Origin of the sequence: Brevibacillus invocatus (assembly GCF_003710915.1) — a bacterium.
GTDB classification, from domain to species: Bacteria; Bacillota; Bacilli; order Brevibacillales; family Brevibacillaceae; genus Brevibacillus; species Brevibacillus invocatus.
Genome location: NZ_RHHR01000029.1, coordinates 34,868 through 60,800, shown reverse-complemented (window position 1 = coordinate 60,800; position 25,933 = coordinate 34,868). Strand labels below are relative to the sequence as shown.

Genomic DNA, 25,933 nt, shown 5'->3' with positions numbered 1-25,933 from the left:
TTTGCTTCTGCAATCAAGCATGGAAGTAAGCCTGATTTCTTCAATGTGAAGCCGGAACGGGGTATTGGTACAAGCAAGGAGGCTCTCTTCTACATATATAAGTAGTATTCAATAGACGGAGGAGGGCAGCCAGCGATGTCAGGAGACCAGCAACAGCAGAGAAGAACGATAATGGATCAGATTAGAAGAATGGATCAACGTTTGGACAAGTTTGAAGACCGAATGGATCAGCTTGAGGGACAAATGGCACTTGCGACGAAATGGTTGGAGAGAATAGAGAAGCGTTTGGAAAACATGGACGGATCGCGGATACAGTTGCTGCAAGCAATAACGAAACTGCAAACGGAAGCAGAAGTGAAGACCTTCATGACAGATAAAGATAAAGATATTATCATGAAGTTGCTGAACAATGAAAGTAGAGAAAAGGATCAGGCTGTACGAAGCATAGAAGAAGACAAATCGAGAAAGCAGGAACGCTTTCTGCAAATATGGGCAATCCTTGGGCCGGTTCTCGCCTCCGTGCTTGCCTCTTTGTTTACGAAGTTTTTCTGGTAGGCGATTTCATGCAAAGCTACGCGGATGCAAATGTGTAAAAGATGTGTAACAACCATTCCATTTTTCTACCGCAAATATCCGCTATACTATAGACAGTCAAATGAAAGTGAGGACATCCACGTGAAGAAGTTTGATATTTCGATACTGTCGGTTTCCATCTTGCTGCTGGGTTTAGTTGTCCTTGGGGTGTACGAGTCCTGGGGCAAAAAGAGCGATCCGGTTTTGGCCAAAGCAGGGGATACCGAAATTACCCAATATGAGCTGTACAATGAAATGAAAGGCTTGTACGGAAAGCAAATGATGAATGAGCTGGTTGCGCAGTCCTTGATTGTTCAAGAGGCCAAGCAGCAAAATATAACCGTTAGCAAAGAAGAGATTGACAAGGAATTGGCTGCGATGCAGCAACAGATCGGCTCGGAAGAAGCATTCCTCGATTACTTGAACAGCATGGGAATGGATAAGGTGAAGCTGACTGAAAAAATGCAGGTGCTGATGACGCGCGATAAATTATTGGATCAAGCTTTTCCGATTACGGACGAGCAAATTCAAGCCTACTATGATCAGAACAAGGACCAGATGGGATCGCCGGCCCCCGCGCTTGAGCAGGTAAAGGACCAGATCAAAATGATTCTCACAGATAGCAGTCGGGCGGAGAATTACGATAAATGGTGGACAGAATTGCAAGAAAAACATCATGTGAAATATGCCGATCCTACCTTGAAAGCAGACAAGTCTTAACGGCAAGCTCACTTCATACGTGCGAGAAATCAGTAAAGCCTGTGCCAGCCTACCATAGCGGCGCAGGTTTTTTTTCTTGCAAGCGGGCATACTGAAACCACGTAAAAGGAAGGAGAGAAAGAGGATGGACGGTTTGATCGTAAAGCTGATTATTAGTCCTCTCGTAGTGATTTTGGCTGATGCGTTGTTTCCAGAAGTGAATTTTGCCTCCTTGTACCAGTCGGTGGGGGTAGGGTTTGCCCTTGCTGTTATCGGATTTTTACTGGAGCGGGCCATGCTGCACCCAGGTACGCTGTGGATGACCACGGGTGCCGATTTTATCATTGGCTTTTTAGTCGTCTATGGAAGTCTGTTTTTCCTGCCAACCGCACAAATATCAGGGATTGGAGCCGGGTTTGTCGCGATTTTTTTCGGAGTGGCAGAGTATCTACAGCACAGGTGGCTGATTAACAGCAGAAGAACAGAGGAAATCTAGGCTGCTTTGACAGAAAGGTCAGCAAGCGATATTCTACATGTATATAGCTGGACCAAGAAGAACCTACCTCTAGTACGCGGTCGCATCTCCTTGAGTGGGCCACGATAGAGGTATTCTTACAGTATCGGAAAGTATACACTACTAAGAGCAGCGCTTCGGCTCGTGGCTGGCTCCTCGCCCAATTCTTTGTTTGGTCAGAAAATTCCGCACATGGGACTAAGGCTTCATTTTTCGCAACACGACCGACTCGATCCACTTCCAAGGAAGACATTGCTTGGCCATCATCGTGAGTCGAACGCCGCGGCCGACGGGGTAGCGCAGCCTTGGCTTGGGCGTCGTCGCAGCATGAACAATCGCCGCGATCACTTCGTCAGGAACAGGGGCGTCCCGGGCGATCTTTCCTACCATTTTCATCATCTGGTTCATCTGCTTCTGGTAAGGGGAGTCAGATCGAATATGTGCTTGGGCGATTCCTTTTTCCCAGATGGACGTGCGGTAGGAGCCGGGTTCAATCAGCACGACGTGAATGCCAAAAGGGAGCATTTCCAAACGAAGTGATTCACTGAACCCCTCCACAGCATGCTTGGAGGCAGAGTAGGGAGCAAGTCCGGGAAAACCGAAACGGCCACTGATGCTGCTCAGATTGATAATCCGGCCTGACTTTTGTTCTCGCATGATAGGGAGTACGGCACGAGTGACTTCAATCAAGCCGAAGACATTCACTTCAAATTGTTGGCGCCACTCCTCGCTCGTGATCTCCTCTACGTAGCCGCCGCAGGCATGTCCGGCATTATTGAGCAGTAAATCAATCGTTTGGTGGCGGTTGAGGATGGATGCGACAGTACGAGAAATTTCAGCTGGGCTGGTGACGTCGAGAGAAAGCACCTCCAAATGCTCGCTGGCTAGATACATGCTTGCCAGTTTGTCAAGTTCAGCGCGCTTGCTGGTATCCCGCATGGTAGAAATTACATGAAACCCCGCCTTGACGAGAGCGACAGATGCGTGCATACCGAAACCGCTTGAAGTTCCTGTAACTAGTGCAATCGGCCTGTTGTGCATGACTTTTCTCCTTCTTGTTTCTGGTATAACTTCTAGAATAAAAGAAAGTTCACAAATTTGTTCATAAATTTGTTAACAAAATGATAACAAATAGACTTTGTAATAAGGCAAATTTATGTATACTTAAATGGGTACTACGCTGGGTAGGAGGGTTAGATACCCTTTTACTCATTTTGTTTGTTCACGGAATGGTTGCTAATACTTTTCGCTATTGGGTATCATAGTTGTGAAAAGTAGAGTTTTCCAACGGAAACGAACAAATGAGCGAGCATTTACATTCTAGCTGCAAGGCGTGGCTAGAACGTTACCAACACGAAGAAAGAGGGGTTCATAGGTATGAAGGGTTGGCAACAGTATTGGCGTCAGCTGCTCCTGTTTGGTCTGCTGTCGCTGGCATTAACCGGTTGTGGCAGAGAAGAGCTCTCCGCTCTCAGGCCTTCAGGTCCAGTTGCAGCTATGCAATTCGATTTGATGAAGCTGTCCTTTTCTATCATGATCGGCGTATTTATTGTCGTTATGCTGATCTTTACGTACGTACTTATTCGATATCGTAAGCGTCCGGGACAGCAAGGAATTCCGAAACAGGTGGAAGGCAACCATGCGTTAGAGATTCTTTGGACTGTCATTCCGTTCCTGCTTCTGATTGTGATGGCGGTTCCAACTGTTACGACAGGTTTTGAACTGCACAAAAAGTATTCCCCTGAAGAAGCTATTCAAGTAAGGGTAACCGCTCACCAGTACTGGTGGGAATTCGAATACCCTGATCTTGGTGTAGCTACCGCACAGGATCTGGTTATGCCAGTTGGCAAAAAGGTTCAGTTTACCTTGACAGCCGCTGACGTAAAGCACGCATTCTGGATTCCGGCTCTTGGTGGTAAGATCGATACCAACCCGGGCTTAGAGAACGAACTCTGGCTGCAAGCAGACAAAACCGGTATTTTCTACGGAAAATGTGCGGAGCTCTGTGGAGCGTCCCATGCCTTGATGGACTTCAAAGTTGAGGTCATGGAACAAGCTGATTTCGATGCTTGGACTGCCAAAATGAAGGGTGTTCAAGCTGCAGAACCAGTAGCTGCTACTTCCCAGGTTGCACAACAAGGTGAAGAACTCTTTAACAAGAGCTGCTTGGGCTGCCATGCGATTGCAGGTAAAGGTGGAAAATTGGGTCCAAACCTGACCAACTTTGCAGATCGTGAGCGTGTTGCTGGTATTCTGGCAAACACACCTGAAAACGTTGCGGAGTGGTTGAAAGACCCTCAAAAGGTGAAGCCAGCTAATAACATGCCTAACCTCAACCTAGATGAAACGCAAGTTAACGCACTTGTAGAGTACATGTCTACACTGAGTGTGGAAGATAAAAAGTAATGTACTTGCCGTAGGCAGTGACGCTTAAAAGGAGGTAAAACCGTGTCTGCACATGCTTCTCACGCACCAAAACGTACCGGGCTGTGGGATTGGCTCACGACAGTTGACCACAAGAAAATCGGGATTCTGTACTTGATCGCCGGTGGGATTTTCTTCCTTGCCGGTGGTTTAGAGGCAATACTGATCCGTTTGCAGCTCGTTTATCCAGAGCTCAACGTTATCGGTGCCAAGACTTTTAACGAACTTATTACTATGCACGGCACCACGATGATCTTCTTGGCAGCGATGCCGATCATCTTTGCACTGATGAACGCTGTCGTGCCCTTGCAAATTGGTGCACGCGACGTAGCGTTTCCGTTTTTGAACTCCCTTGGCTTCTGGCTCTTCTTCTTCGGGGGAGTATTGCTCAACACCAGCTGGTTCATGGGCGGAGCGCCTGATGCCGGTTGGACATCCTACGCAACTTTGTCGCTGAACCAATATAGCGGTAGTGGTGTAGACTTCTACGTTCTTGGTTTGCAGATCGCCGGTCTGGGTACTCTGATCGGTGGTATCAACTTCTTGGTTACCATTATCAACATGCGCGCGCCAGGTATGACCTTCATGCGCATGCCGATCTTTACATGGGCGTCCTTCATCACTTCCGGTTTGATCCTGTTCGCTTTCCCTGCGATCACGGTTGGTCTGGTATTGCTGATGTTCGACCGTCTGTTTGGTGGAAACTTCTTCAACCCTGATGCTGGTGGTAACGTTATCATCTGGGAGCACTTGTTCTGGATCTTCGGTCACCCCGAAGTATACATTTTGATTCTCCCGGCTTTCGGTATCATTTCCGAGGTTGTGAGTACATTCTCCAGAAAGCGTCTGTTCGGTTACAGCTCCATGGTATTCGCGACAGCGCTGATCGGTTTCTTGGGCTTCATGGTGTGGGCTCACCACATGTTTACTACCGGTCTTGGAGCTATTGCAAACACCTTGTTCGGTCTGGCAACCATGTTGATTGCCGTACCTACAGGTATTAAGATCTTTAACTGGCTGTTGACCATGTGGGGTGGACAAATCCGCTTCACGACAGCTAACCTGTTTGCTGTAGGGTTTATCCCGACATTTACAATCGGTGGGATGACAGGGATCATGCTTGCCGTTCCTCCGGCTGACTATCAATACCATGACAGCTACTTCGTAGTCGCTCACTTCCACTACGTAATCGTCGGTGGTCTGGTATTCGGACTGTTCGCAGGTCTCTACTACTGGTGGCCAAAAATGTTCGGTAAAATGCTGAACGAAACCATCGGTAAATGGAATTTCTGGACGTTCTTTATCGGTTTCCACTTGACCTTCTTCCCGCAGCACTTCTTGGGTCTGATGGGGATGCCACGCCGCGTTTATACGTACCTGGCTGGTCAAGGTTTGGAAGTTGGTAACTTTATTAGTTCGATCGGTGTAATTGGAATGACGCTTGGTACCATCCTGTTCATTGTCAACGGCTTTGTAGCTGCAAAAAGCACGCAAAAAGCACCTGCTGACCCTTGGGATGCACGCACACTGGAATGGTCGATTCCATCGCCACCACCAGAGTACAACTTTGCACAAACTCCACTGGTTCGCGGACTGGATGCACTGTGGGTAGAAAAAATGGCTGGCAACAAGGGTATGACTCCGGCAGAGCCGCTTGGTTCTATTCACATGCCATCGCCTTCTATCTTGCCATTCTTGATGTCTGTGGCATTGTTTGTCGCAGGCTATGGCTTCATGTTCCACAACTACTGGCTCGTAGGGCTCGGTATGGCAGTCAACTTTGGCTGCATGCTGGCTCGCTCGTTGAAGGATGATCCTGGTTACCACATCGAACCGGAAGAAATTGAAGGGAAAGGGGTTAAGGCTTAATGGCTACACATCACGCACATGCAGTATTGCCTGACGAACCGGAAAAAGCCACCCTTGAAGGCAAGAATAAGATTCTTGGCTTCTGGCTCTTCCTCGGCGGCGAGACCGTCCTTTTCGGTTCCTTGTTTGCTACTTTTATCGCACTTCGCGACCAAGCGAATGGCGGACCAACTTCGCAGCAATTGTTTGACATGCCACTCGTAGCAGCAGCTACCTTGCTCCTCTTGACCAGTTCGATGGCGAGTGTAATGGCTGTTCTGGCTTTGCACAAGAAAAACCTGAAACAACTGCAAACCTGGATGACGATTACCGTTATTTTGGGCGCTGCGTTTCTGGCTTTGGAAATTTACGAGTTTGTTCATTACACAAGCATGGGACATACAATGGGTTCCAGTGCTTTCGGATCTGCCTTCTATACGCTTGTTGGTTTCCACGGCGGTCACGTAGCATTCGGGATTTGCTGGATTCTATCCGTTCAATTGCAAACCGTGAAAAAAGGCCTGACAGTAGTTACAGCTCCAAAATTCTATCTGGCTTGCCTTTACTGGCACTTCATTGACGTAGTTTGGGTATTCATCTTTACCGTGGTATACCTCATGGGTATGATCGGTGGAAAGGTGGGTTAATATGGGAGCAGGAGCACATAACGAAGAAGTACGTAAGCCGAAAGTAAGTCACGGAGGAGTAAAAAGGCACATGGTGGCCTTTATCGGCTCCCTCGTGCTGACTGCACTTGCCTTTATCGCGGTAGCCTTTGAAGTGGTTCCGATTGGATTCACCGTACCGTTTATCGTGATTCTCGCTTTTGTGCAAGCATTTTTCCAACTCTTTGTCTGGATGCATATGGACCAAAAAGGACATGAGTTTGCGCGAATCAGTATCTTTGCTGGGTTGTTTTTCATCGCAGCAGCGATTGTCGTGTTCGTGTTCTGGGTTTGGGTGTAGGACAAAATCAATCGTATTGGAAGAGAGTAGACATTGGTCTGCTCTCTTTTTTTTCTGCAAACTATCTGAATATAATGTATTCCCTTTTTATTTGCTTTTTTAAAAATACTTGCGCCACTTACGAAGAGTTTATATAATAAAAAAACAACGAACGTTATAATAACGTTATATAAATAAGTCGTCACATATTTTGTAATGACTCTAAAAGAAAAGGGTGGAATCATGATGGTTAAATTGGTAGCGATTTATCGGAAACCTGAGGATGTCGAGGCGTTTGACAAGCATTACTTCGAGGTGCATGCACCGTTGGCTGAAAAAATGCCGGGCCTGATCAAAATGGAGGTAAGCAAAATTGTGGGTTCGCCTGCTGGCGAAAGTGATTTGCATCTGATGGCAGAAATGTACTTCGAATCCAAAGAGGCCATGATGGAAGCGTTGTCATCACCAGAGGGCCGTGCATCCGGAAAAGACCTGCGCGGTTTCGCTGGTCAGGTAGTATCGATGCACTTTGCTGAAGTGGTATAAGCGATGAGTACAAAACGAATCGTGGACGAAAGTGAGCTGCACCGCAAGCATTACGATGAAATCTGTGGCAAGCTGGTCCAGGATCAGTTCGCTCAGTTTTTGGGGATCAGGCTGGTTGAGCTGGGCGAAGGTACAGCTACAGCAGAAGTGACTGTGCAGGATCACATGCTGAATGCGCATGGAACCGCACATGGAGCCATTATCTTTTCGCTGGCAGATTTCACTTTTGCAGCTGCGTGCAACTCCTACGGGAAAACCTCGGTAGCCCTTTCCATGAATATCGGTTTTTTGGCTGCTGCAATGAAAGGAAATCGTCTGGTCGCGACGGCGACGGAGGAAAAGAAAAACAATCGAACTGCCTGGTATCGGATTCGTGTCGAGACAGAGCATGGACTGGTAGCTACGCTCGACGCACTGGCTTATCGGAAAAACGAATACTTTGTTGCGATTGATGAAGAGAGATAGAAAACAGGAGTTGCGGACAGGAAAAGGATGCCGAAAGCCTCGTGCTTGGGCTCCTTTCCCTGTTTAAAGCTCAAAATGGATAGGGAATGGAGACGATGCAAGTGACCGAGGAAATCAAAAATCGATTCAATCACTACCTGGGTATTGAGGTCCTGCATCGCGATGATGAAGGATGCAAGGTAGCGTTAAAGATACGCCCTGACCTGTTCAACAGTATCGAGGGAGTCGTACATGGCGGAGTGACGGCTACATTGGCGGATGTGGCGATGGGGCATGGAGCTGCTCCTCACGTCGATGGTGTACAGCAGTGCGTGACAGTAGAGAGCAAAATTCAATATTTGTACCCCGCACGCGGCGAGCTTTTGGAGGCACAGTCATTTGTGCTGAAAAGAGGGAAGAGCCTGATCATCATGGAGGCACGTGTTACGTGCGACGGCAAGCTAGTGGCCTGTGCGACAGGAACCTACGCCAGGGTAAACAACAAATAGACGTAACGGTGTCGATTTCACGGAGGAGGAGCAGGATGATTCAGGAGAACGTGAAGTTTGAACGCGACGGACACATTGGCATCATCACACTGAACCGTCCAGACGAACTGAATGCCTTAAACTATGACACGCTGGAGCGATTGGGCGAAATGCTCGATCAGGTGCGACTGGATCAAAAAGAGACCCGCGTGCTCATCGTCAGGGCGCAGGGACGTGCTTTTTGTGCAGGGGCGGACTTGAAGGAACGCCGCACGCTGACAGAGCAGCAGGTACGGCGCAATGTCCGCAAGATCAGGGACGTGTTTACCGCATTGGAAAGGCTGCCGCAGCCTACTATTGCCATGATCAACGGCTTTGCATTTGGCGGTGGCTTCGAGCTGGCACTGGCCTGTGATTTCCGTTTTGCGGTAGAAGAAGCCAAGATGGGGCTGACAGAAGTCAGCTTGGGGATCATCCCGGGCGCTGGAGGAACACAGCGACTATCGCGCTTGATCGGACCAGCCCTTGCCAAGGAGCTGATCCTGACTGCACGCCGTATCAGCGCGAAAGATGCGTATGAGCTTGGCTTTTTGAATGGAGTTGCATCTGATCACGACGAATTGGAAGCGCGTGCATTCGGGTTAGCCCGAGAAATTCTGGCCAATGCACCGTTGGCGGTCTACCAGGCAAAAGCGGCGATTGACCGTGGAGCGAGTGTGGATTTGCAGACTGGGTTGGACATCGAAACCATGTGCTATGAGGTCATTATTCCAACTCAAGATCGGCTGGAAGCGTTGGAAGCATTTCGTGAAAAGCGAAAGCCTGTTTTTAAAGGTGAATAATCCATGTTTTCTGGCAGATGAAACGCTCGGCGGCGTGCCAGAAAAGCAGTGAAAGATAGAAGAGCACAAAGCGGAATGGGGGAGAATGTCGATGATTTTTAACATGGAAATGGAAACGCTGCCAAGGGATAAGATGTCAGAGCTCCAGCTGAAGCGCCTGCAGGAGACGGTAAAACGGGTATATGAACGGGTGCCGTTCCATAAACAAGCAATGGACGAAGCTGGAGTCAAGCCTGAGGATATTCAAACGATCGAGGACATTCAGAAGCTGCCTTTCATGAAGAAAACAGATTTACGGGAAAATTATCCTTTTAATCTGTTTGCGGTGGATATGAAAGAGGTGGCTCGCATCCATGGCTCGTCGGGTACCAAAGGAAAGCCGACAGTCGTAGGCTACACCAAAAAAGACCTGGAGAACTGGGCGGAGATCGTCGCGCGTGCCTTGTGCTGTGCGGGTGGTCAACCCGGAGATATTTTTCACAACGCCTATGGCTATGGTCTGTTTACAGGTGGACTCGGCCTGCACAACGGGATCGAGCACATGGGAGCAGTAGCGGTGCCTGTATCAGGGGGAAATACGACGCGTCAAATTACGCTGATCGAAGACTTCCAGCCAAGAGGGATCGCAGCTACGCCTTCGTACGTGTTGAATATCGTCGAGGAAATGAAAAAGCAAGGGATCAATCCACGCGAGACCAGTGTCAAATACGGCATTTTTGGAGCAGAGCCATGGTCTGAAGAGATGCGTGTACAGCTGGAAGAAGCGCTGGACATTAAAGCGGTTGATATTTACGGGCTGAGCGAAGTCATGGGACCAGGCGTATCCATCGAATGTCATGAGGTTCAGGATGGCTTGCATATTGCAGAAGATCATTTCTACGCTGAAATCATTGACCCGAATACTGGAGAAGTGCTGCCATATGGAGCGGAAGGAGAGCTCGTCTTCACCACTTTGACAAAGGAAGCATTCCCTGTCATTCGCTATCGTACTGGCGATATCGCATCCCTCAATCCAGAGCCGTGCAAGTGTGGACGCATGACCATGCGCATGTCGCGGATCAAAGGACGGGTGGATGACATGCTGATCATTCGCGGTGTCAATGTATTCCCGACCGAAATCGAATCTGTGCTGCTTACCTTCCATCAACTGGCGCCGCATTATCAGGTCGTGATTGAGAGAGATGGCGCGCTGGATCGTTTTGAAGTGCACTGTGAGCTGACGCAGGAATACGCAAATGAGATGGGTGGAACTGACAGCGCCGTTCTTTCGCCGTTAGTCAAAGAAATTTGCCACATGATCAAAAACACGCTTGGTGTAACCGTAGTCCTGCGCGTTCTGCCTCCGAACTCCCTGTTGCGCAGTGAAGGAAAAGCGATTCGTATCGTGGATAACCGCAACAAAACCCAGGCAGCGATCTAGCCAGTGGGTACGGGAAAGGTGTGAACGAGTGATGACCTACGAATACATCAAGGCAGAATGTGTGGATTCCATCGGGATTATTACCCTCAATCGACCGAAGATTCTCAATGCATTGAACCTTCAGTTGATGAATGAGCTGGTCAGCGAACTGGAACGAATGGATCAGGACCCTGCTATTCGCGTCATCGTTCTGACGGGCAATGACAAGGCTTTTGCAGCTGGTGCTGATATCAACGAAATGGCGGAAGCGTCTGCGATGGAAATCCTGAAGCGGGACCAGTTTGCCGTGTGGGATCGGATATCGTTGATTTCCAAGCCGATTATCGGGGCAGTTAGCGGATTTGTTTTAGGTGGGGGCTGTGAACTGATGATGAACTGCGACATGATCATCGCTTCAGAAACCACAGTGATCGGACAGCCGGAGATCAAGCTGGGGGTTATGCCGGGTGCAGGCGGAACACAACGCCTGACCCGCGCAGTCGGCCTGAACAAGGCAATGGAAATGCTGTTGACCGGAGAGCCGATATCTGCGAAGGAAGCTCTCCGTTACAGATTGGTCAACCTGGTTGTTCCGGTAGAAGCGTACTATCAGGAGGCGCTCAAGCTGGCCAAGCAGATTTCCGAGCAAGCCCCACTCGCAGTTCAGGTGATCAAAAAAAGTGTGCATAAAGCGGATAATTTGCCACTGGCAGACGCGTTGGACTACGAGCGCAACGGCTTTTACCTGTTGATGGCAAGCGAGGATCGAAAAGAAGGCATGCAAGCCTTTTTGGAAAAACGCAAACCCCGTTTTTCGGGTAAATAGGAGGCTGCCATGTACGAAACCATTCTCTATGAAGTCTCGGAAGGCGTCGCAATCCTGACGATGAATCGACCTGACAAATTCAATGCCTTTAACGAACGGATGAACAAGGAAATCACCGATGCACTGAAGCAGGCGCAGAAAGATCCAGAGGTGCGTTGCATCCTGTTGACGGGTGCAGGACGAGCTTTCAACGCCGGGCAAGACCTCGGGGATGTGTTGGAAGGGGATGTGGATTTCGGCGGATTTTTGCGCAACCGCTACAATCCGATGATTCTCCAGTTTCAAAAGACGGAAAAGCCGATCATTGCGGCAATCAATGGCGTAGCTGCAGGAGCGGGGATGAGCATAGCACTCGCTTGTGACATCCGTTTGGCTTCGGACAAAGCCTCGCTGGTGAATGCTTTTGTCAATATCGGTCTAGTACCTGACTCCGGAGGCTGCTACTATCTGCCTCGGATCGTAGGGATGGGCAAGGCCCTGGAGCTGGCGATGACGGGAGAAAAGGTACCTGCCGAGGAAGCGTTGAGACTGGGCTTGGTCAATCAAGTCTATCCAACCGAGCAGTTTTGGGAAGAATCACTCGCCTATGCGCGCAAGCTGGCAGCCCTGCCTACACGTGGCATTGGGTTGATCAAGCGCACGATGTATAAAGGTCTGGAGCTTGGACTGGAAGAGACGCTGGAATACGAAGCTTACGCACAAGAGATCGCTGGCCAGACTGCGGATTACAAGGAAGGGGTCAATGCCTTCATGGAAAAACGTGCCCCCCGATTCACAGGACGATAGGCGCAAAAGGGAGGTAAGGCAAGTGAATACCAAAACAGTGGGTGTCATCGGTGCCGGAACGATGGGGGCAGGCATTGCCCTCGTCTGCGCCAGAAAAGGACATGAGGTCAAGCTGCTGGATGCCAATCAGGCTGTATTGGAAAAAGCAAATGGCTACTTGCAATCCACCTTGTCCAGAGATGTGGAGAAGGGCAAGATTAGCGAAGAACAAAAGCAACAGACGCTGGGTCAGGTAGATTTCGTCTCGGATATGGAACGATTGGCTTCCTGTGACATCGTCATCGAAGCTGTACCAGAGCGTCTCGATTTGAAAAAAACGATTTTCAGTGAGCTTTCCCGGATTTGCCGCTGTGATGCACTGCTGTTGACCAATACGTCCTCGATTTCGATCACAGAAATCGCAGGAGGACTGCCTCACCCCGAGCGCATTCTCGGGTTTCATTTTTTCAACCCTGCTCCTGTCATGCCTTTAGTAGAAGTGATCCAGGGGAAAAAATCCAGCGAAGAAAACATGCAGACCGCTTACCGCTTTGCCGAGGAGCTGGGAAAGGTGCCCGTTCGGGTGACAGATACTCCTGGCTTTATCGTCAATCGGATCGCGCGTCCTTACTATAATGAAGCTTTGCGCATTCATGGTGACCATGTCGCCGATGTGGCCAAGATTGATCGAATCATGAAGCTGGCCGGCGGATTCAAGATGGGACCGTTCGAGCTGCAGGACATGATCGGAATTGACATCAATTTCGCCACCACTCAATCGGTGTACAACGACTTCTTCCAGGAAGGACGATTCAAGCCCAGCCGGATTCAGCAGCGGATGGTACAGGCCGGCAGTCTGGGCAGAAAGACGGGGGAAGGCTTTTATGACTACAACTGATCAGGCAGTGGCATTGGTGGGAAAAAGCCCGCTGTATGCGGAGCTATACGAGTTGCTCAACGAAAAAGGGTACCGCGTGCTTTCCTTGGGTGAGGCTTTGAAAACACCTGAAGAAGTGCAGCTGGCCGTGGAAGTAAACAGCCTCGATCTGAAAGAGAAAGAAGAACAGCTCCAGGCACTGGATCGTCTGCTTCCGCCTCATGTACCGATTGTGACGACATCCTTGGCGATCACGGCGACGGAAGCAGCGTCCTGGACGCTTCATCCAGAGCGGATTTGTGGGTTTGGCACACTGGCACCTCTGGCAGAACGACAGCTGATCGAGATCGCACCTGCCCTGCAAACAGAGGAGGCGACGATCCGCAAGGCCGAGTCCTTTTTTCAATCGCTAGGCAAGGAAAGCGAGCTGGTCGAGGACGAGGTAGGACTGGTCTTTCCGCGGATTCTCACGCTCATCATCAACGAAGCGGCATTTGCCTTGATGGAAAAAGCAGCTACCCCGCATGACATCGATGTCGCCATGAAAAAAGGCACGAACTATCCGTATGGCCCGCTGGAGTGGGCGGATCGGATCGGCTTGGACGAAATCTACGCGATCTCCCGCGGTTTGCATCGCGACCTGGCTGAGGAGCGCTATCGCACTGCGCCGCTTCTGCGCAAGCTGGTTTTAGCCAAGCGATATGGAGTAAGGAGCGGGCAAGGCTTTTACAGCTACGAGCAAAAAAAAGGACGTGAAGCATGATGCAGGCACATACGGATGTTTATGTGGCAGCGGCAGTCCGTACACCGATCGGCAAACTGGGCGGAAGCCTGAAAAACACGCCGATCGATGATCTCACAGCCCATGTGTTGAACGGGGCGCTGCAACGGACAGGACTGCCGGGTGAGAGCGTCGATGGTGTGATCATGGGCAATGTGATTTCGGCAGGTCCCTTCATTAATATCGCGCGTGTCGGGCTGTTGAAGGCAGGGATGCCGGAATCGGTGCCGGGACTGACGGTCAACCGCGTCTGTGCATCAGGTTTAGAAGCGATCAACCTCGCTGCACAATCCATTCAGGCAGGTCATAGCCGTGTCATGCTGGCAGGCGGAGTGGAGAATTTGACGCGCTCCCCTTACATCATGGAAAAGTTTGAACAGCCTTTCCAACGCGGCGCTCAGACCTTGATGGAATCCTTTGGCGGCCCTCGTTCGGCTCCTGTCGCTTTGTATGGCGAATTGACGATGGGCGATACAGCAGAGAACGTGGCCGAGCAATTCGGCATCACCAGAGAGGATCAGGATCATTTCGCGGCACAGAGTCAGCGACGCGCCATCGAAGCCATCGATGCGGGACGATTTCGCGAGGAGATCATCCCCGTTGAACTGACCGGAAGAAAAGGGGAAGTCACGCTGTTCGATACAGACGAATTCCCCCGCAGAGATTCCAGTGTCGAATCTCTCGCGAAGCTGCGTCCGGCGTTTCGCAAAAATGGAAGCGTCACAGCGGGCAATTCGTCAGGCATCAACGACGGAGCGGCAGCGGTGATGCTCATGAATGAAGAAAGCTTGAAAGAGAACGGACTTTCTCCGCTGGGACGGATTGTCCACTTTATCTGTGCAGGTGTGGACCCGCGAGTGATGGGAATCGGGCCTGTCGCTGCGATTCGCAAACTGCTGGCTGAAGTGAACATGACAGTCGAACAGATCGATTTGTTCGAGCTGAACGAGGCCTTTGCTTCCCAGTCACTGGCCTGCATGCGAGAACTTGGCCTGTCACCGGAAAAGACCAACGTCAATGGAGGAGCAATCGCATTGGGTCACCCATTAGGCTGCAGTGGAGCCCGTCTATTGGGGACGATTCTGTATGAATTGCGTCGTCGCAAACAGCGGTATGGCATCGTTTCCCTGTGCATCGGCGGAGGTCAAGGACTAGCAACATTGGTAGAAGCCTTGTAGAAATGAGAGGGCCGACATACAGGCCACATGGGAGGGTTTGGAGATGAACACACCTGTCATTGTAGATGCCATACGGACACCGATCGGACGAATTGGCGGATCACTAAAAGACGTGCGTCCCGATGATCTGGGAGCTTTGGTCATTCGTAAGCTGCTGGAGCGCAACCCGATAGATCCACAGCAGATCGATGATGTGATCATGGGCTGTGCGAATCAGGCGGGAGAGGATAACCGCAATGTAGCACGGATGTCCCTTCTGTTGGCCGGAGTGCCCGTAGATGTTCCGGGAGTTACTGTGAACCGCTTGTGCGGGTCGGGTCTGGAGGCTGTCAATCAAAGCGCCCATGCCATCAAAGCAGGTGCCGGACAGGTCTATATCGCCGGAGGGACGGAGAGCATGACGCGCTCTCCGCTGGTGATGATGAAGCCGGGGACAGCCTTTCAACGCGGCAACCAGCAACTGGTGGACACGACCCTGGGCTGGCGGTTGGTCAACGAAAAAATGGTGGAGATGTATCCGCCGATCAGCTTGGGTGAGACAGCGGAGAAGGTAGCGGAGCAGTACCAGATCAGCCGCGAGGACCAGGATGCCTTTGCACTGCGCAGCCAGCAGAATTATGCGCGCGCCCTGGCAGAGGGAAAATGGGAAGCAGAGATGGTTCCTGTAGAACTCCACGGTCGCAAGGGGGAAGTGACGCTCTTTGAACGGGATGAGCATGCACGTCCTGAAACTACACTGGAGCAGCTGCAAAAGCTGAAGCCCGCTTTCAAGGCGGGTGGCACAGTGACCGCAGGCAATTCCAGTGGTTTGAACGATGGAGCCAGTGCGCTATTGATCATGGAACAGTCGACAGCACTTGGGCTGGGCCTGAAACCAAGGGCAAGAATCGTCGCTTCTGCTGTAGCAGGCGTCGATCCTTCCGTGATGGGCATCGGTCCCGTACCTGCAACACGAAAAGCGTTAAAGCAGGCGGGGCTTTCCATCGAAGAAATCGATCTGTTTGAGTTTAATGAAGCCTTTGCCGCGCAGGCTGTTGCCAGCGTGCGTGAATTAGGTGTAGATATCGACCGTGTCAATGTGAACGGAGGGGCGATTGCGTTGGGACATCCCCTCGGATGCAGCGGTGCGCGCATTCTGACTACCTTGCTCTATGAAATGGAGCGCAGAGAGGCTCGCTACGGGCTAGCTGCCATGTGTATTGGCGTGGGCCAGGGGATAGCGACGATTATTGAACGCGTCTAATAACGGTGTTGATCGCAGGCGGTCACACGAAGGAGGCAGTCTACCCTGGAAAGCGGACTTCGACCAGGCACAGCAGCAGAAATAACCGTGACCGTGACGCCGGATATGCTCCCTGTCTTCGAAGGACAGATGGTGCATCCTGTGATGTCTACGGTTAGCGTGATTTACTATATGGAGCTGACAGGCAGGCAGGTGATTTTGCCGTATCTGGAGGATCACGAGGAAGGCTGCGGGTATGCCGTGAATATCAAGCATGTCGGTCCGGCCGTAGTCGGTCAGGAGGTAACCTTTCGGGCAGTCTGCGTGGAAGTGACCGAGAAGCGGGTGGTGTGCGAGGTTAGTGCGCACACTTCCCGCAATGCGGTTGCATTAGGGACTTTTACCCAGGCGATATTCAACAAGCACGACATGAGTCGCAAATTCCAGACTCTACAAGAAGAGGTAGATACAGAAAATAAGAAAATGTGACAGAAAAAATTGACTATTATGAAATGATTTTATATAATGACGTTATTATTACGTAATACGATTATTGCGTCATATGCGCTGGGTCGATTCACGTACTTGCAAAGAATATGGTACAATTTCACAGCGAAGCGAATAGGTATGAATCGATCTACGGGGTGAATAAAGTGAAGCCACAATCTATGCTGTTTACCATTTATGGTGAATATGTCCGTCATTACGGAAGTGAGATCTGGATTGGCAGTCTGACCAAGCTGATGGGCGAGTTCGAATTGTCCGAGCCTGCAGTCCGCGCAGCGATCTCCAGGATGCTTCGCCAGGGATGGCTGGTGTCCCGAAAGGTAGGGAATAGAAGCTTTTATTCGCTATCGGAGCGAGGGAAAAAACATCTGGAAGAGGCGGGTGAACGGATCTACAAGGTAGAGTCAGACAAATGGGACGGAAAATGGTGCATCGTCAGTTACAACATCCCGGAAGAGCGACGCTCGTTGCGCGATCAACTTCGCAAGGAGCTGGGATACATGGGGTTCGGCATGCTGACTACCAGTACATGGATTAGTCCCAACCATTTGGAGGATCGCGTAAAAGACTTGACGGAAGCGTATGAAATTACCGAGCATGTAGAGATTTTCTCAGCCGAGCACAAAGGCTGGAGTGAATCGAAGCAGCTGGTGCAAAAATGCTGGAATATCGACGAGATCAATGAGAAATACAAAGGCTTTATCGATACCTATCAAAAGGATTACGAAAAGCTGGCTGAAATGGTCCGTCAAAACCAAGAGGTGGCCGACAGTCTGTGCTTCGTCGAGAAAACCAATCTGGTTCACCAGTACCGCAAGTTTTTGTTTATCGATCCGGATTTGCCGCAAGAATTGTTGCCGGAGCTCTGGCTCGGCAAAGAAGCGGATGAGCTGTTCCAGAATTACTATCAATTATTGAATCCAGGGGCTATTCGATTCTTCGAGACCGTGTATGAGGCAGCGCCATCCAAGTAGGAGGCAGTCACACACAGGTAAGGCCTTAGAAAGCTAAGGTCTTACCTGTTGACACGAAAACTCCCATTTTCTTAAATGTAAGCGTTTAAACTGGTAATTGTTAGAACTTAGACACAAAAGGGGGTACAGCACGTTTATGACAGAATTTTTGCAGTATGTTGCGAACGGATTGGTCAGTGGCGGCATTTACGCCATTGTAGCCGTCGGGTTTATCACGATCTACAACGTCAGCAAAGTGATTAACCTGGCACAAGGGGAGTTTTTGATGCTTGGCGGGATGGTAGCGGTTGCCATGATTGGAATGAACGTTCCGTATGTAATAGCTGTCGTACTGGCGATCCTGCTCGTCACCTTGGTCGGTATCATGATGCAGAAGTATGTGATTGCCTATGTGAAGAAAGCTAATCCAATAAGTTTGATAATTTTGACAATTGGAATTTCCACCCTGTTTCGCGGGGTTGCCAGCTTGATTTGGGGAAAAGACGCGTTTGCGTTGGCACCGATCACGAGCAACGAACCCATCTCGTTTGGAGGAGTCATGGTAGCTCAGCAAAGCCTTTGGATTTTGGCTGCCGTTCTCATCATCCTCTTCCTGCTCTGGTATTTGATGGAGAGAACAATCCTCGGCAAAAAGATCAACGCATGTTCCGTCAATCCGATGGCAGCTCGCCTGATGGGAATCAGTCCAGCGAAAATGAGCATGCTCGCCTTCGCCATCAGTGGTGCGACAGGAGCAATCGCGGGAATTGTCATCGCGCCGCTTTCCGTCACCTCGTATGACATCGGTGTATTGCTCGGGATCAAAGGCTTTTCCGCTGCCATTCTGGGTGGTCTGGGCAATCCTCTCGGTGCAGCCGTAGCGGCTTTTCTGCTCGGAATCGTGGAATCCTTGGGAGCGGGCTATGTCAGCTCCGGCATGAAGGACGCGATCGCATTTCTCGTATTGATCGGCATGTTGTTGGTGAAGCCATCCGGCATTTTTGGTGAACGCAGCGTTGGCAAAGGAGGGCTATGATGAAGCAGGTAATCGATAAATGGGGCAAAAGCTTTGGGATTTATCTGATCTTGATGATTGTCTTTCCGTTCGTGATGCCGGATGAATATTACCGCTCGGTAGGAATCATCATCGGTCTCCACGCCATCGTGACGATCGGACTTTGCCTGGTGATGGGGCTGGCGGGACAAATCTCCCTGGGACAAGCAGCGTTTTGGGGCATCGGTGCCTATACCTCAGCTGTTTTGACGACCAAATACGGTCTATCACCGTTTGTTGGACTGGTGGCGTCGGCAATCATACCGGGACTGTTTGCCTTTATCCTTGGCAGGGCGATCGCCGGCTTGCAAGGGTATTATCTGGCGATGGCTACCTTGGCTTTCGGCTACATCGTTCAGATCGGCATTACAGAGTGGGAGCCGGTAACTGGTGGAGCCAACGGCATGATCAGCATCCCGAAAGTCACGTTTTTTGGTGATAGCGAGCTGTCGATGTACTACCTGATTTGGGGCGTTGTCACTTGTGTCCTGCTCTTTTCGCTCAATCTGCTTCACTCCCGGGTCGGTCGCGCATTTCGCGCCATCCACAAAAGCGAGATTGCCGCAACCTCGATGGGGATTGATGTACGCAAATTCAAGCTGAACGCTTTCGTCGTCAGCGGGATGTTCGCAGGGATTTCCGGAGGGCTGTACGCCCACTACATGGGGATTCTCGACCCTCAGCCGTTTGGACTGCATGAATCGATCAAGTTTCTGACGATGGTAGTCATCGGCGGTATGACGAGTATTTGGGGTGCGTTGGTCGGAACGGTCCTGATCAACTTCATCAGTGAAGGCTTGATCATGATGAGTGAAGTGATTCCTGGCCTCCAGGGAGATATCGATACCATCGTCTTTGGAGCGATTCTGGTACTGATCGTGATGTTCATGCCAGAAGGGCTGGTTCCACGTCTCCGCACGCTCTATGAAAAATCGCAAGCGAAGAAGGCGAAAGCCAAGGCGGCAAATCTTCAATCCGATCAGCGAGTGGAAAGGAAGGCGACAACATGACGGCTCTGTTGGAAATACAAAACCTTTCACGCGATTTTGGCGGTGTACGCGCAGTCAATCAAGTCAATTTTCAGGTCAATAAAGGAGAAATCCTGGCTTTGATCGGTCCCAACGGTGCAGGCAAGAGCACGGTGCTCAATATGGTATCAGGCGTCATCCCACCTTCCGAGGGTGAGATTCGCTTCAATAATAAAGGGATGGGCCCCGTACCTGGTTATGAATATGCCGGACTGGGCATCACGCGGACTTTTCAGAACCTGCAGACCTTTGACGATATGACCGTACTGGAAAATGTCATGGTCGGCATGCATACCAAGACGCAATCGAGCCTGTTTTCCTGCGGGATGAACCTGGGGCGGGCGCGCAGAGAGGAACAGCAGATGAAGGAGAAGGCGCAGCTATGGCTGGAGCAGGTAGGTCTTGCTTCACTGGCTTTCTCCCAAGCAGGCAGCCTGCCTTATGGAAAGCTTCGTCTGATGGAAATCGCCCGAGCGATGGTGACAGAACCCACCTTGTTGCTGCTGGACGAGCCGGCTGCCGGTTTGAATCATACAGAGACAGCGGAGATGAGCAAAATGTTTCAGGAGATTCGCGCAAATGGCACGGCGATTCTCTTGGTCGAGCACGATATGGACATGATCATGGCGATTGCCGATCGCATCGTCGTACTGGATCAAGGTACCAAAATCGCAGAGGGAACACCGCGTGAAATCCAGGAGAATCCAAAAGTGATCGCCGCTTATCTGGGAACGGAAGAAGAGGAAGGCCGGGGGTGAAAAGAGTGATGGAAAAAGCGATCTTGAAAGTAGAGAATATCGTGGCGCGTTACGGTCCTGTAGAGGTGCTGCACGGCATCAATCTGCAGGTCAACGAAGGAGAGATCGTCTCCTTGCTCGGATCGAATGGTGCGGGCAAGACCACGCTGCTCAACTGTATTTGCGGGCTGCATGACGCCAAGGAGGGACAGATCTGGTTTCGCGATGAGCAAATCACGCGTGTGCCAGCCGAGCTGGTGGTGGGACGCGGGATGGCGCATGTACCAGAGCGCAGACAGATTTTTTCCACACTGACCGTAGAGGATAACCTCTGGCTGGGAGCATCGCATCGAATGCCAAAGACAAGCAAAAAGGAGATTGCCAAGGAGATCGAGACTGTTTACCAGCGCTTTCCTATTCTAGCCGAACGCAAATGGCAGCTCGGCGGGACGCTCTCCGGTGGACAGCAGCAGATGCTGGCGATCGGCAGGGCGTTGCTATCCCGCCCCAGACTTTTGCTACTGGACGAGCCTTCGCTTGGACTTGCCCCTCTGATCGCCAAGGAAATCCTTTCGATTGTGCAGGAAATTCGATCGGAATGGGGTACAACGGTGCTGCTGGTCGAGCAAAATGCTCGCGCCGCACTGGCTATCTCGGACCGTGCCTACGTGCTCAGCACCGGGACGGTCATGCTCGAAGGCACATCTGAACAAATCAGCCATGATCCACGTGTGCAATCTGCTTATCTGGGACATTCCCACGAAGCGGTTTGACCTATACAGTCACAAATATAATAGGGGGTTTTACAATGAAAAAACGCCAGTTCAAACAATGGTTATACCCTTTGGCAGTTGCTTCCCTCGTCTTGCTGACAGCCTGTGGTGGAGGAGCAAAGCCGGCGGCGGAAGGCAATAGCACCGGAGGGGGCCAGGCAGCTGGTCAGTCCCAGCCTGCAGCTACTGAAACAGCAAGCAAGGAACCGATTAAGGTTGGAGCGATCTTTTCTTTGACAGGTGCCAACAGTCCGTTGGGTGTACCGGAAAAGCAAGCGGTGGAGCTGCTCCTGAAAGAAATTAATGACGCGGGTGGCGTAGACGGTCGTCCGGTCGAAATCGTCTTTGAAGACGACAAGTCCGATAATACCGAAGCAGTAAAAGCGATCAAAAAGCTGGTATCCAAAGACAAGATCGTAGCGGTTCTGGGCTCCTCCGGCAGCGGTCCTTCCCTGGGAATGGCTGAGTATGCCGCATCAGAGAATCTGCCGATGATCTCGATGGCAGCTGCTGACCAAGTAACCAACCCGGTTCGTGCGGGCATTTTCAAAACGCCGCATACGGATGTTCATGGAACCAAACGCATCTTTAAATATTTGCAGGAAAAAGGCATCACCAAAATCGCAACGCTGAATGACAGCAATCCATACGGAAGCGGCTGGACGCAGCAAATTCAGAAGTATGCGCCAGAGTACGGCATTACGATTGTAGCGGAAGAGAAATACGGTACCAAAGATCCGTCGATGAGCTCCCAATTGACCAAAATCAAGGGTACAGACGCACAGGTGCTGATCGTTGCTGGTACAAACCCTGGCCCTGCGACTATTGTAAAAGAAGCAAAGCAGTTGAATTTGGGCATTCCGATCATCAGTAGCCACGGTTCGGCTAACAGCAAATTCCTGGAGCTGGTTGGCGATGCCGGTGAAGGTGTGCTGATGGTAGCGGGTAAATTGCTGGTACCTGATCAGGTAGATGCGAACGATCCGCAAGCAGCGATCATCAAAAAATTCGTCGATGGCTATCAAGCGGCATACAAGTCTGAGCCAGACGGCTTTGCCGGATACGGCTACGATGGCTTGAACCTGCTCGTAGAGGGCTTGAAGCAAGCGGGCGGCGATGCATCCAAGCTCGGAGAAGTACTGGAAAAGGTGAAATATGTTGGGGTCACAGGTGAATTTACATTCTCTGCCGAGGATCACAACGGTTTGACAGAAGACAGCATGATCATGGTTGAAGTGAAGGATGGAAAATTCCAGCTTTTGAAGTAAGAAGCGCATGAAGTAAGCAGAAGTGGAATGGAAGGAACCGATATGGCTGTTCTTTTCGCAAACGAATGGGTGCGAAGGGAATAGCCGTTTTCGTCACGAACTCAGGAGGTATGGTCATGTCTCATATTCTCAACAGCGTTCTTATGGTTGCCCCGATCCTGCAGAAGGCATTTTTGTTTGATTGTATGATAGGCGTCACTGACAGAGAAAAGTTCCTGGCGTATTACCCGACGAAGGGCTTGAACCTGGGAATCAAGGTCGGGGACATGCTCCGTCCAGGCAGCATCAATGCAACGGCCGTAGCAGAGAATCAGAGAATGGTTCGAAAAATTGGCAAGGAGATTTACGGTATCCCGTACATCGCAGTCGGTTATCCTCTCGTTGAAAACGGTCAGGTCGTCGGATGTCTGTCTACAGGCGTGACGACCGATCAGGAGGATCGTCTGCGCGGGCTTGCAGAGAGCTTGACAGAAGCATTGGAGGGCATTGCTGAGCATACGGAAAGCCTGGCGAGGGAAGCGGAAGAATTAGCCCAGGCCAGTCATACGTTGAGCGATACCGCTGTGCAAATGGAGAGCAAGATTGCCGAAACCTCACAAATCAGTCAGCTGATTCGCGACATCTCTACGCGGTCCAATGTGCTTGGTTTGAATGCTGTGCTGGAAGCGGCTCGGGCTGGAGCTGCAGGTCGAGGCTTTTCGGTAGTGGCTGAGGAAATCAGAAAGCTGTCCCATACCACCTCTACGTCGGCGAAAGACATATTTCGGATCTTGGATGAAATGAATGGGCTGGTTGGCATGGTATCGAGAGAAATGGAAAAGACGATGAATCACAGCCTCCATCAGTCTACGCGAATTCAGGAGCTGGATGCTGTCATGCAGGAGCTTCGCCAGATGGCGGATCAGCTGCGCAAAGCATCGGCTCTTTCAGGGTCTGAATAATGGTAAATGGTTTTAAAGTTCGCAGTATTGCAAAAACGTATGACGTTATGTTATTATAACGTTACAAAAACGTATTATAAAAATATCATAGTGTAAATGAGATAAAAGGAGGGATTGCTCCATGCAAACACAGATGGAACGTTCTGATCTGACAGAGAATGAAAAAATGGAAGCGTTTTTAGCACGCATCGACCGGGGAGAAAAAATAGAAGCCGATGACTGGATGCCGGACGATTACCGCAATCAACTGATCAAGTTGATTTCCATGCATGGCATCAGCGAGATCATGGGTGCATTGCCAGAAAAGGAATGGGTGCCGAAAGCGCCGACGCTTCGCCGCAAGCTGGCGATCATGGCAAAAGTACAGGATGAGATGGGACACGGTCAGCTCTTGCTCCGCGTGGCGGAAGACCTGATGGCCCCTCTGGGCAAGACGCGTGAAGATCTGATGGACGATCTGTTCACGGGCAAATTGAAATTCCACAACGTATTCCACATGGAAGCTCCGACCTGGGCTGATGCCGGTGTGATCGGCTGGTTGGTGGATGGTGCCGCGATTATCACACAAACGATGTCGCTCGATTCCTCTTACGCTCCCTATGCACGGGCTTTGCATCGCATCTGTGCAGAAGAGAAGTTCCACGCCCAGCATGGCGAGAGCATCGTCCTCGATCTGGCAGAGGGTACAGAAGGTCAGCGCCAAATGCTGCAGGAATCCATCACTCGCTGGTGGCCATCCCTGCTGATGTTCTTCGGACCGCCAGAAAATGGAAACGTCACCAGTAATCAAGCTGCCAATATGCGCTACAAAATTCGGACGCAGACGAATGAAGAGCTGCGACAAGCATTCTTGACGAAGTACGTACCACGTATTTTCCATCTTGGATTTACCTTGCCGGATGACACGATTCACTTCGACGAAGCGAATCAAAAATGGGTGTATCAACAACCAGACTGGGAGGCATTCAAGCAGATCGTCAAAGGAAATGGTCCGCGCTCTGCCCACCGTCTGAATCTTCGCGAAACTTCTTATGAAGAATCAAAATGGGTGCGGGACGCGATCATGTCGTTTGGCCGCCAAGCAGGGTAGGTGAATGAAATGAGTACAGAAACCAGAAATGACTTTTTCATATACGAGGTATTCAGTCAAAAGAACGTCACGGCATCCTTTGCCCATCAGTTCAGTCTGTTGGCTCCGAACAAGGAAGTGGCCCTGACGATGGCTCGCGAGAACTTTTTGCGACGCGAGCCCTGCTTTAATCTCTGGGTTGTCAAGCGGGATGACATCTTTGGATTGACCCCTGAAGAGCGCCCGTTCCTGGAGCGTCTCGACAACAAAAGCTACCGGGAGACCAAGGGCTACGGAGATTTGCAGTCGAGATGGCGCCAGCACAAGGAACGTTACGAAGATCAGCAAAAACAAGCGAAGAGCGGCAGCTAAGCGGGAGGGAAGCAATTATGGCCGATATGGTACGTGTAGAAACGGTAGAACAAGCAAAACAAAACCAGGAATACGTGCAAGCCTTGGCTGATCTCCTGTTCCAGCTGGCTGATGACGATTTTATCCTGGCTTACCGGGGATCAGAATGGCTGGGCTTGGCTCCCCACATTGAAGAGGACGTCGCTTTTTCCTCGATGTCTCAGGATATGATGGGCCACGCCGTCATGTTTTATGAAATGCTGGAAGCGCTGGGACTGGGGAAAGCAGATGATATCGCACAGCTTCGCGAGGCGAAGGATTTCCGCAATGCGATCCTCGTCGAGCGTAAAAATGGAGCGGGAGATTACAATGACAACCCGCATTACGACTGGGCGTATGCGATCGTTCGCAGCTATGTGTACGGCTTGCACAAGCAGGTTCGTCTGGAGGCGCTTCTGCAATCCTCCTACGTGCCGCTCGCGCAGGTGAGCCGCAAAATGCTGACCGAGCATCGCTATCATCTCATGCACTGGCAGGTCTGGCTGAACCAGCTCGCCAACAGTACGCCAGATGCGCGCCACAAGCTGGAGGCAGCCATCTCCCTCGTATGGGAAGATGCGGGCGAACTGAGTGATCTTGGTCCGAATGCCGAGCAAATCGTTCGCTATGGGTTGATTGCAGGCGAAGAACTGCTCAGACAGAAATGGTTGAATGAGACGAAGGAAATTTTCAAAAAGGCGGGCTTGAACTGGCCTGGTGAACCGGGTGCTGCATCCGAGCGCGGTCGCGCAGGTGAGCATACGGTTGATCTGGAGCAGGCAGTCGCTACCTTGTCTGAGGTGTATCGCATCGATCCGGCTGCTAGCTGGTAAAAGGGGTGA

30 protein-coding genes are annotated in these 25,933 nt (G+C 50.8%); 29 read left to right on the top strand and 1 reads right to left on the bottom strand.

The window, feature by feature from the left end:
* The first annotated feature begins 135 nt into the window (after positions 1-135).
* The 3 genes from EDM52_RS15880 (at position 136) to EDM52_RS15870 (ending at position 1,768) form a co-directional block, all read left to right on the top strand.
* A complete protein-coding gene (locus EDM52_RS15880; RefSeq protein ID WP_183185139.1) occupies positions 136-555 on the top strand; it encodes a hypothetical protein in 420 nt (139 codons plus the stop codon).
* Between the two features lie 120 nt (positions 556-675).
* Complete coding sequence (locus EDM52_RS15875; RefSeq protein WP_122909956.1) at positions 676-1,293, top strand: SurA N-terminal domain-containing protein; 618 nt, start codon at positions 676-678, stop codon at positions 1,291-1,293.
* Between the two features lie 124 nt (positions 1,294-1,417).
* Positions 1,418-1,768: a hypothetical protein gene (locus EDM52_RS15870; protein ID WP_122909955.1), complete on the top strand. Its 351-nt coding sequence runs from the start codon at positions 1,418-1,420 to the stop codon at positions 1,766-1,768.
* A gap of 216 nt (positions 1,769-1,984) precedes the next feature.
* Here the strand turns inward: EDM52_RS15870 and EDM52_RS15865 are convergent, their stop codons facing one another.
* Positions 1,985-2,827, bottom strand: a complete 843-nt coding sequence (locus EDM52_RS15865) for an SDR family oxidoreductase (protein WP_122909954.1) — start codon at positions 2,825-2,827, stop codon at positions 1,985-1,987.
* A gap of 336 nt (positions 2,828-3,163) precedes the next feature.
* Between EDM52_RS15865 and coxB the strand changes: the two genes are divergently transcribed.
* The 26 genes from coxB (at position 3,164) to paaC (ending at position 25,924) form a co-directional block, all read left to right on the top strand.
* On the top strand, positions 3,164-4,192 hold the full coding sequence (coxB, locus tag EDM52_RS15860; RefSeq protein WP_122909953.1) for a cytochrome c oxidase subunit II: 1,029 nt from the start codon (positions 3,164-3,166) through the stop codon (positions 4,190-4,192).
* A 42-nt stretch (positions 4,193-4,234) separates the two neighbouring features.
* Positions 4,235-6,079, top strand: a complete 1,845-nt coding sequence (ctaD, locus tag EDM52_RS15855) for a cytochrome c oxidase subunit I (RefSeq protein WP_122909952.1) — start codon at positions 4,235-4,237, stop codon at positions 6,077-6,079.
* Positions 6,079-6,705, top strand: coding sequence for a cytochrome c oxidase subunit 3 (locus tag EDM52_RS15850; protein ID WP_122909951.1), 627 nt, complete (start codon positions 6,079-6,081; stop codon positions 6,703-6,705). Before ctaD ends, EDM52_RS15850 begins: the two co-directional genes overlap by 1 nt.
* Position 6,706: 1 nt before the next feature.
* Positions 6,707-7,024, top strand: a complete 318-nt coding sequence (locus EDM52_RS15845; RefSeq protein WP_122909950.1) for a cytochrome C oxidase subunit IV family protein — start codon at positions 6,707-6,709, stop codon at positions 7,022-7,024.
* 225 nt (positions 7,025-7,249) lie between these two features.
* Positions 7,250-7,549 (top strand): EthD family reductase, encoded by a 300-nt coding sequence (locus tag EDM52_RS15840; protein WP_122909949.1) that lies wholly within the window; start codon positions 7,250-7,252, stop codon positions 7,547-7,549.
* A gap of 3 nt (positions 7,550-7,552) precedes the next feature.
* The gene (locus EDM52_RS15835) at positions 7,553-8,014 is read left to right on the top strand and encodes a PaaI family thioesterase (RefSeq protein ID WP_122909948.1); all 462 of its coding nucleotides are present in this window, start codon (positions 7,553-7,555) and stop codon (positions 8,012-8,014) included.
* Between the two features lie 101 nt (positions 8,015-8,115).
* Positions 8,116-8,502: a PaaI family thioesterase gene (locus tag EDM52_RS15830; protein ID WP_122909947.1), complete on the top strand. Its 387-nt coding sequence runs from the start codon at positions 8,116-8,118 to the stop codon at positions 8,500-8,502.
* Between the two features lie 35 nt (positions 8,503-8,537).
* Positions 8,538-9,323: an enoyl-CoA hydratase-related protein gene (locus EDM52_RS15825; RefSeq protein WP_122909946.1), complete on the top strand. Its 786-nt coding sequence runs from the start codon at positions 8,538-8,540 to the stop codon at positions 9,321-9,323.
* Between the two features lie 91 nt (positions 9,324-9,414).
* Positions 9,415-10,743 (top strand): phenylacetate--CoA ligase family protein, encoded by a 1,329-nt coding sequence (locus EDM52_RS15820; protein WP_122909945.1) that lies wholly within the window; start codon positions 9,415-9,417, stop codon positions 10,741-10,743.
* A gap of 31 nt (positions 10,744-10,774) precedes the next feature.
* Positions 10,775-11,548 carry an enoyl-CoA hydratase-related protein gene (locus tag EDM52_RS15815; protein WP_122909944.1) on the top strand — a complete coding sequence of 258 codons (774 nt, stop codon included), beginning with the start codon at positions 10,775-10,777 and terminating at the stop codon, positions 11,546-11,548.
* Positions 11,549-11,557: 9 nt separating this feature from the next.
* Positions 11,558-12,334 (top strand): enoyl-CoA hydratase-related protein, encoded by a 777-nt coding sequence (locus EDM52_RS15810; protein ID WP_122909943.1) that lies wholly within the window; start codon positions 11,558-11,560, stop codon positions 12,332-12,334.
* Between the two features lie 22 nt (positions 12,335-12,356).
* Positions 12,357-13,211 (top strand): 3-hydroxyacyl-CoA dehydrogenase NAD-binding domain-containing protein, encoded by an 855-nt coding sequence (locus EDM52_RS15805; protein WP_122909942.1) that lies wholly within the window; start codon positions 12,357-12,359, stop codon positions 13,209-13,211.
* Complete coding sequence (locus EDM52_RS15800) at positions 13,198-13,953, top strand: 3-hydroxyacyl-CoA dehydrogenase family protein (RefSeq protein ID WP_122909941.1); 756 nt, start codon at positions 13,198-13,200, stop codon at positions 13,951-13,953. The genes EDM52_RS15805 and EDM52_RS15800 overlap by 14 nt, the downstream gene beginning before the upstream one ends.
* Entirely contained in the window at positions 13,950-15,149 is a 1,200-nt protein-coding gene (locus tag EDM52_RS15795) for a thiolase family protein (protein ID WP_122909940.1), read from the top strand. The genes EDM52_RS15800 and EDM52_RS15795 overlap by 4 nt, the downstream gene beginning before the upstream one ends.
* A 43-nt stretch (positions 15,150-15,192) precedes the next feature.
* Positions 15,193-16,392 carry a thiolase family protein gene (locus EDM52_RS15790; protein WP_122909939.1) on the top strand — a complete coding sequence of 400 codons (1,200 nt, stop codon included), beginning with the start codon at positions 15,193-15,195 and terminating at the stop codon, positions 16,390-16,392.
* 45 nt (positions 16,393-16,437) lie between these two features.
* The gene (locus EDM52_RS15785; protein WP_122909938.1) at positions 16,438-16,860 is read left to right on the top strand and encodes a thioesterase family protein; all 423 of its coding nucleotides are present in this window, start codon (positions 16,438-16,440) and stop codon (positions 16,858-16,860) included.
* 164 nt (positions 16,861-17,024) lie between these two features.
* A complete protein-coding gene (paaX, locus tag EDM52_RS15780) occupies positions 17,025-17,852 on the top strand; it encodes a phenylacetic acid degradation operon negative regulatory protein PaaX (protein ID WP_122909937.1) in 828 nt (275 codons plus the stop codon).
* Between the two features lie 136 nt (positions 17,853-17,988).
* Positions 17,989-18,867, top strand: coding sequence for a branched-chain amino acid ABC transporter permease (locus EDM52_RS15775; protein ID WP_122909936.1), 879 nt, complete (start codon positions 17,989-17,991; stop codon positions 18,865-18,867).
* Positions 18,867-19,895: a branched-chain amino acid ABC transporter permease gene (locus EDM52_RS15770; protein WP_122909935.1), complete on the top strand. Its 1,029-nt coding sequence runs from the start codon at positions 18,867-18,869 to the stop codon at positions 19,893-19,895. The genes EDM52_RS15775 and EDM52_RS15770 overlap by 1 nt, the downstream gene beginning before the upstream one ends.
* Positions 19,892-20,671: an ABC transporter ATP-binding protein gene (locus EDM52_RS15765; protein WP_122909934.1), complete on the top strand. Its 780-nt coding sequence runs from the start codon at positions 19,892-19,894 to the stop codon at positions 20,669-20,671. The genes EDM52_RS15770 and EDM52_RS15765 overlap by 4 nt, the downstream gene beginning before the upstream one ends.
* Positions 20,672-20,679: 8 nt before the next feature.
* Positions 20,680-21,423, top strand: a complete 744-nt coding sequence (locus tag EDM52_RS15760) for an ABC transporter ATP-binding protein (protein ID WP_122910052.1) — start codon at positions 20,680-20,682, stop codon at positions 21,421-21,423.
* A gap of 35 nt (positions 21,424-21,458) precedes the next feature.
* A complete protein-coding gene (locus EDM52_RS15755) occupies positions 21,459-22,691 on the top strand; it encodes an ABC transporter substrate-binding protein (protein WP_122909933.1) in 1,233 nt (410 codons plus the stop codon).
* A 116-nt stretch (positions 22,692-22,807) separates the two neighbouring features.
* Positions 22,808-23,632, top strand: coding sequence for a methyl-accepting chemotaxis protein (locus EDM52_RS15750; protein WP_122909932.1), 825 nt, complete (start codon positions 22,808-22,810; stop codon positions 23,630-23,632).
* Positions 23,633-23,753: 121 nt separating this feature from the next.
* A complete protein-coding gene (gene paaA / locus EDM52_RS15745) occupies positions 23,754-24,722 on the top strand; it encodes a 1,2-phenylacetyl-CoA epoxidase subunit PaaA (protein WP_122909931.1) in 969 nt (322 codons plus the stop codon).
* A gap of 9 nt (positions 24,723-24,731) precedes the next feature.
* Positions 24,732-25,073: a 1,2-phenylacetyl-CoA epoxidase subunit PaaB gene (paaB, locus tag EDM52_RS15740; protein WP_122909930.1), complete on the top strand. Its 342-nt coding sequence runs from the start codon at positions 24,732-24,734 to the stop codon at positions 25,071-25,073.
* A 17-nt stretch (positions 25,074-25,090) separates the two neighbouring features.
* Positions 25,091-25,924 (top strand): 1,2-phenylacetyl-CoA epoxidase subunit PaaC, encoded by an 834-nt coding sequence (gene paaC / locus EDM52_RS15735; protein ID WP_122909929.1) that lies wholly within the window; start codon positions 25,091-25,093, stop codon positions 25,922-25,924.
* Positions 25,925-25,933: the final 9 nt, after the last annotated feature.

Bases quoted from the DNA above. Each gene is read 5' to 3' on its own strand.
- EDM52_RS15845 (WP_122909950.1), top strand. From the start codon at position 6,707: ATGGGAGCAGGAGCACATAACGAAGAAGTACGTAAGCCGAAAGTAAGT.
- paaB (WP_122909930.1), top strand. From the start codon at position 24,732: ATGAGTACAGAAACCAGAAATGACTTTTTCATATACGAGGTATTCAGT.
- EDM52_RS15800 (WP_122909941.1), top strand. From the start codon at position 13,198: ATGACTACAACTGATCAGGCAGTGGCATTGGTGGGAAAAAGCCCGCTG.
- EDM52_RS15765 (WP_122909934.1), top strand. From the start codon at position 19,892: ATGACGGCTCTGTTGGAAATACAAAACCTTTCACGCGATTTTGGCGGT.
- EDM52_RS15775 (WP_122909936.1), top strand. From the start codon at position 17,989: ATGACAGAATTTTTGCAGTATGTTGCGAACGGATTGGTCAGTGGCGGC.
- EDM52_RS15840 (WP_122909949.1), top strand. From the start codon at position 7,250: ATGGTTAAATTGGTAGCGATTTATCGGAAACCTGAGGATGTCGAGGCG.
- EDM52_RS15880 (WP_183185139.1), top strand. From the start codon at position 136: ATGTCAGGAGACCAGCAACAGCAGAGAAGAACGATAATGGATCAGATT.
- EDM52_RS15790 (WP_122909939.1), top strand. From the start codon at position 15,193: ATGAACACACCTGTCATTGTAGATGCCATACGGACACCGATCGGACGA.
- EDM52_RS15795 (WP_122909940.1), top strand. From the start codon at position 13,950: ATGATGCAGGCACATACGGATGTTTATGTGGCAGCGGCAGTCCGTACA.
- EDM52_RS15825 (WP_122909946.1), top strand. From the start codon at position 8,538: ATGATTCAGGAGAACGTGAAGTTTGAACGCGACGGACACATTGGCATC.
- EDM52_RS15850 (WP_122909951.1), top strand. From the start codon at position 6,079: ATGGCTACACATCACGCACATGCAGTATTGCCTGACGAACCGGAAAAA.
- paaC (WP_122909929.1), top strand. From the start codon at position 25,091: ATGGCCGATATGGTACGTGTAGAAACGGTAGAACAAGCAAAACAAAAC.
- EDM52_RS15870 (WP_122909955.1), top strand. From the start codon at position 1,418: ATGGACGGTTTGATCGTAAAGCTGATTATTAGTCCTCTCGTAGTGATT.
- EDM52_RS15835 (WP_122909948.1), top strand. From the start codon at position 7,553: ATGAGTACAAAACGAATCGTGGACGAAAGTGAGCTGCACCGCAAGCAT.
- EDM52_RS15750 (WP_122909932.1), top strand. From the start codon at position 22,808: ATGTCTCATATTCTCAACAGCGTTCTTATGGTTGCCCCGATCCTGCAG.
- EDM52_RS15770 (WP_122909935.1), top strand. From the start codon at position 18,867: ATGAAGCAGGTAATCGATAAATGGGGCAAAAGCTTTGGGATTTATCTG.
- paaA (WP_122909931.1), top strand. From the start codon at position 23,754: ATGCAAACACAGATGGAACGTTCTGATCTGACAGAGAATGAAAAAATG.
- EDM52_RS15865 (WP_122909954.1), bottom strand. From the start codon at position 2,827: ATGCACAACAGGCCGATTGCACTAGTTACAGGAACTTCAAGCGGTTTC.
- EDM52_RS15755 (WP_122909933.1), top strand. From the start codon at position 21,459: ATGAAAAAACGCCAGTTCAAACAATGGTTATACCCTTTGGCAGTTGCT.
- EDM52_RS15815 (WP_122909944.1), top strand. From the start codon at position 10,775: ATGACCTACGAATACATCAAGGCAGAATGTGTGGATTCCATCGGGATT.
- EDM52_RS15820 (WP_122909945.1), top strand. From the start codon at position 9,415: ATGATTTTTAACATGGAAATGGAAACGCTGCCAAGGGATAAGATGTCA.
- EDM52_RS15810 (WP_122909943.1), top strand. From the start codon at position 11,558: ATGTACGAAACCATTCTCTATGAAGTCTCGGAAGGCGTCGCAATCCTG.
- coxB (WP_122909953.1), top strand. From the start codon at position 3,164: ATGAAGGGTTGGCAACAGTATTGGCGTCAGCTGCTCCTGTTTGGTCTG.
- EDM52_RS15760 (WP_122910052.1), top strand. From the start codon at position 20,680: ATGGAAAAAGCGATCTTGAAAGTAGAGAATATCGTGGCGCGTTACGGT.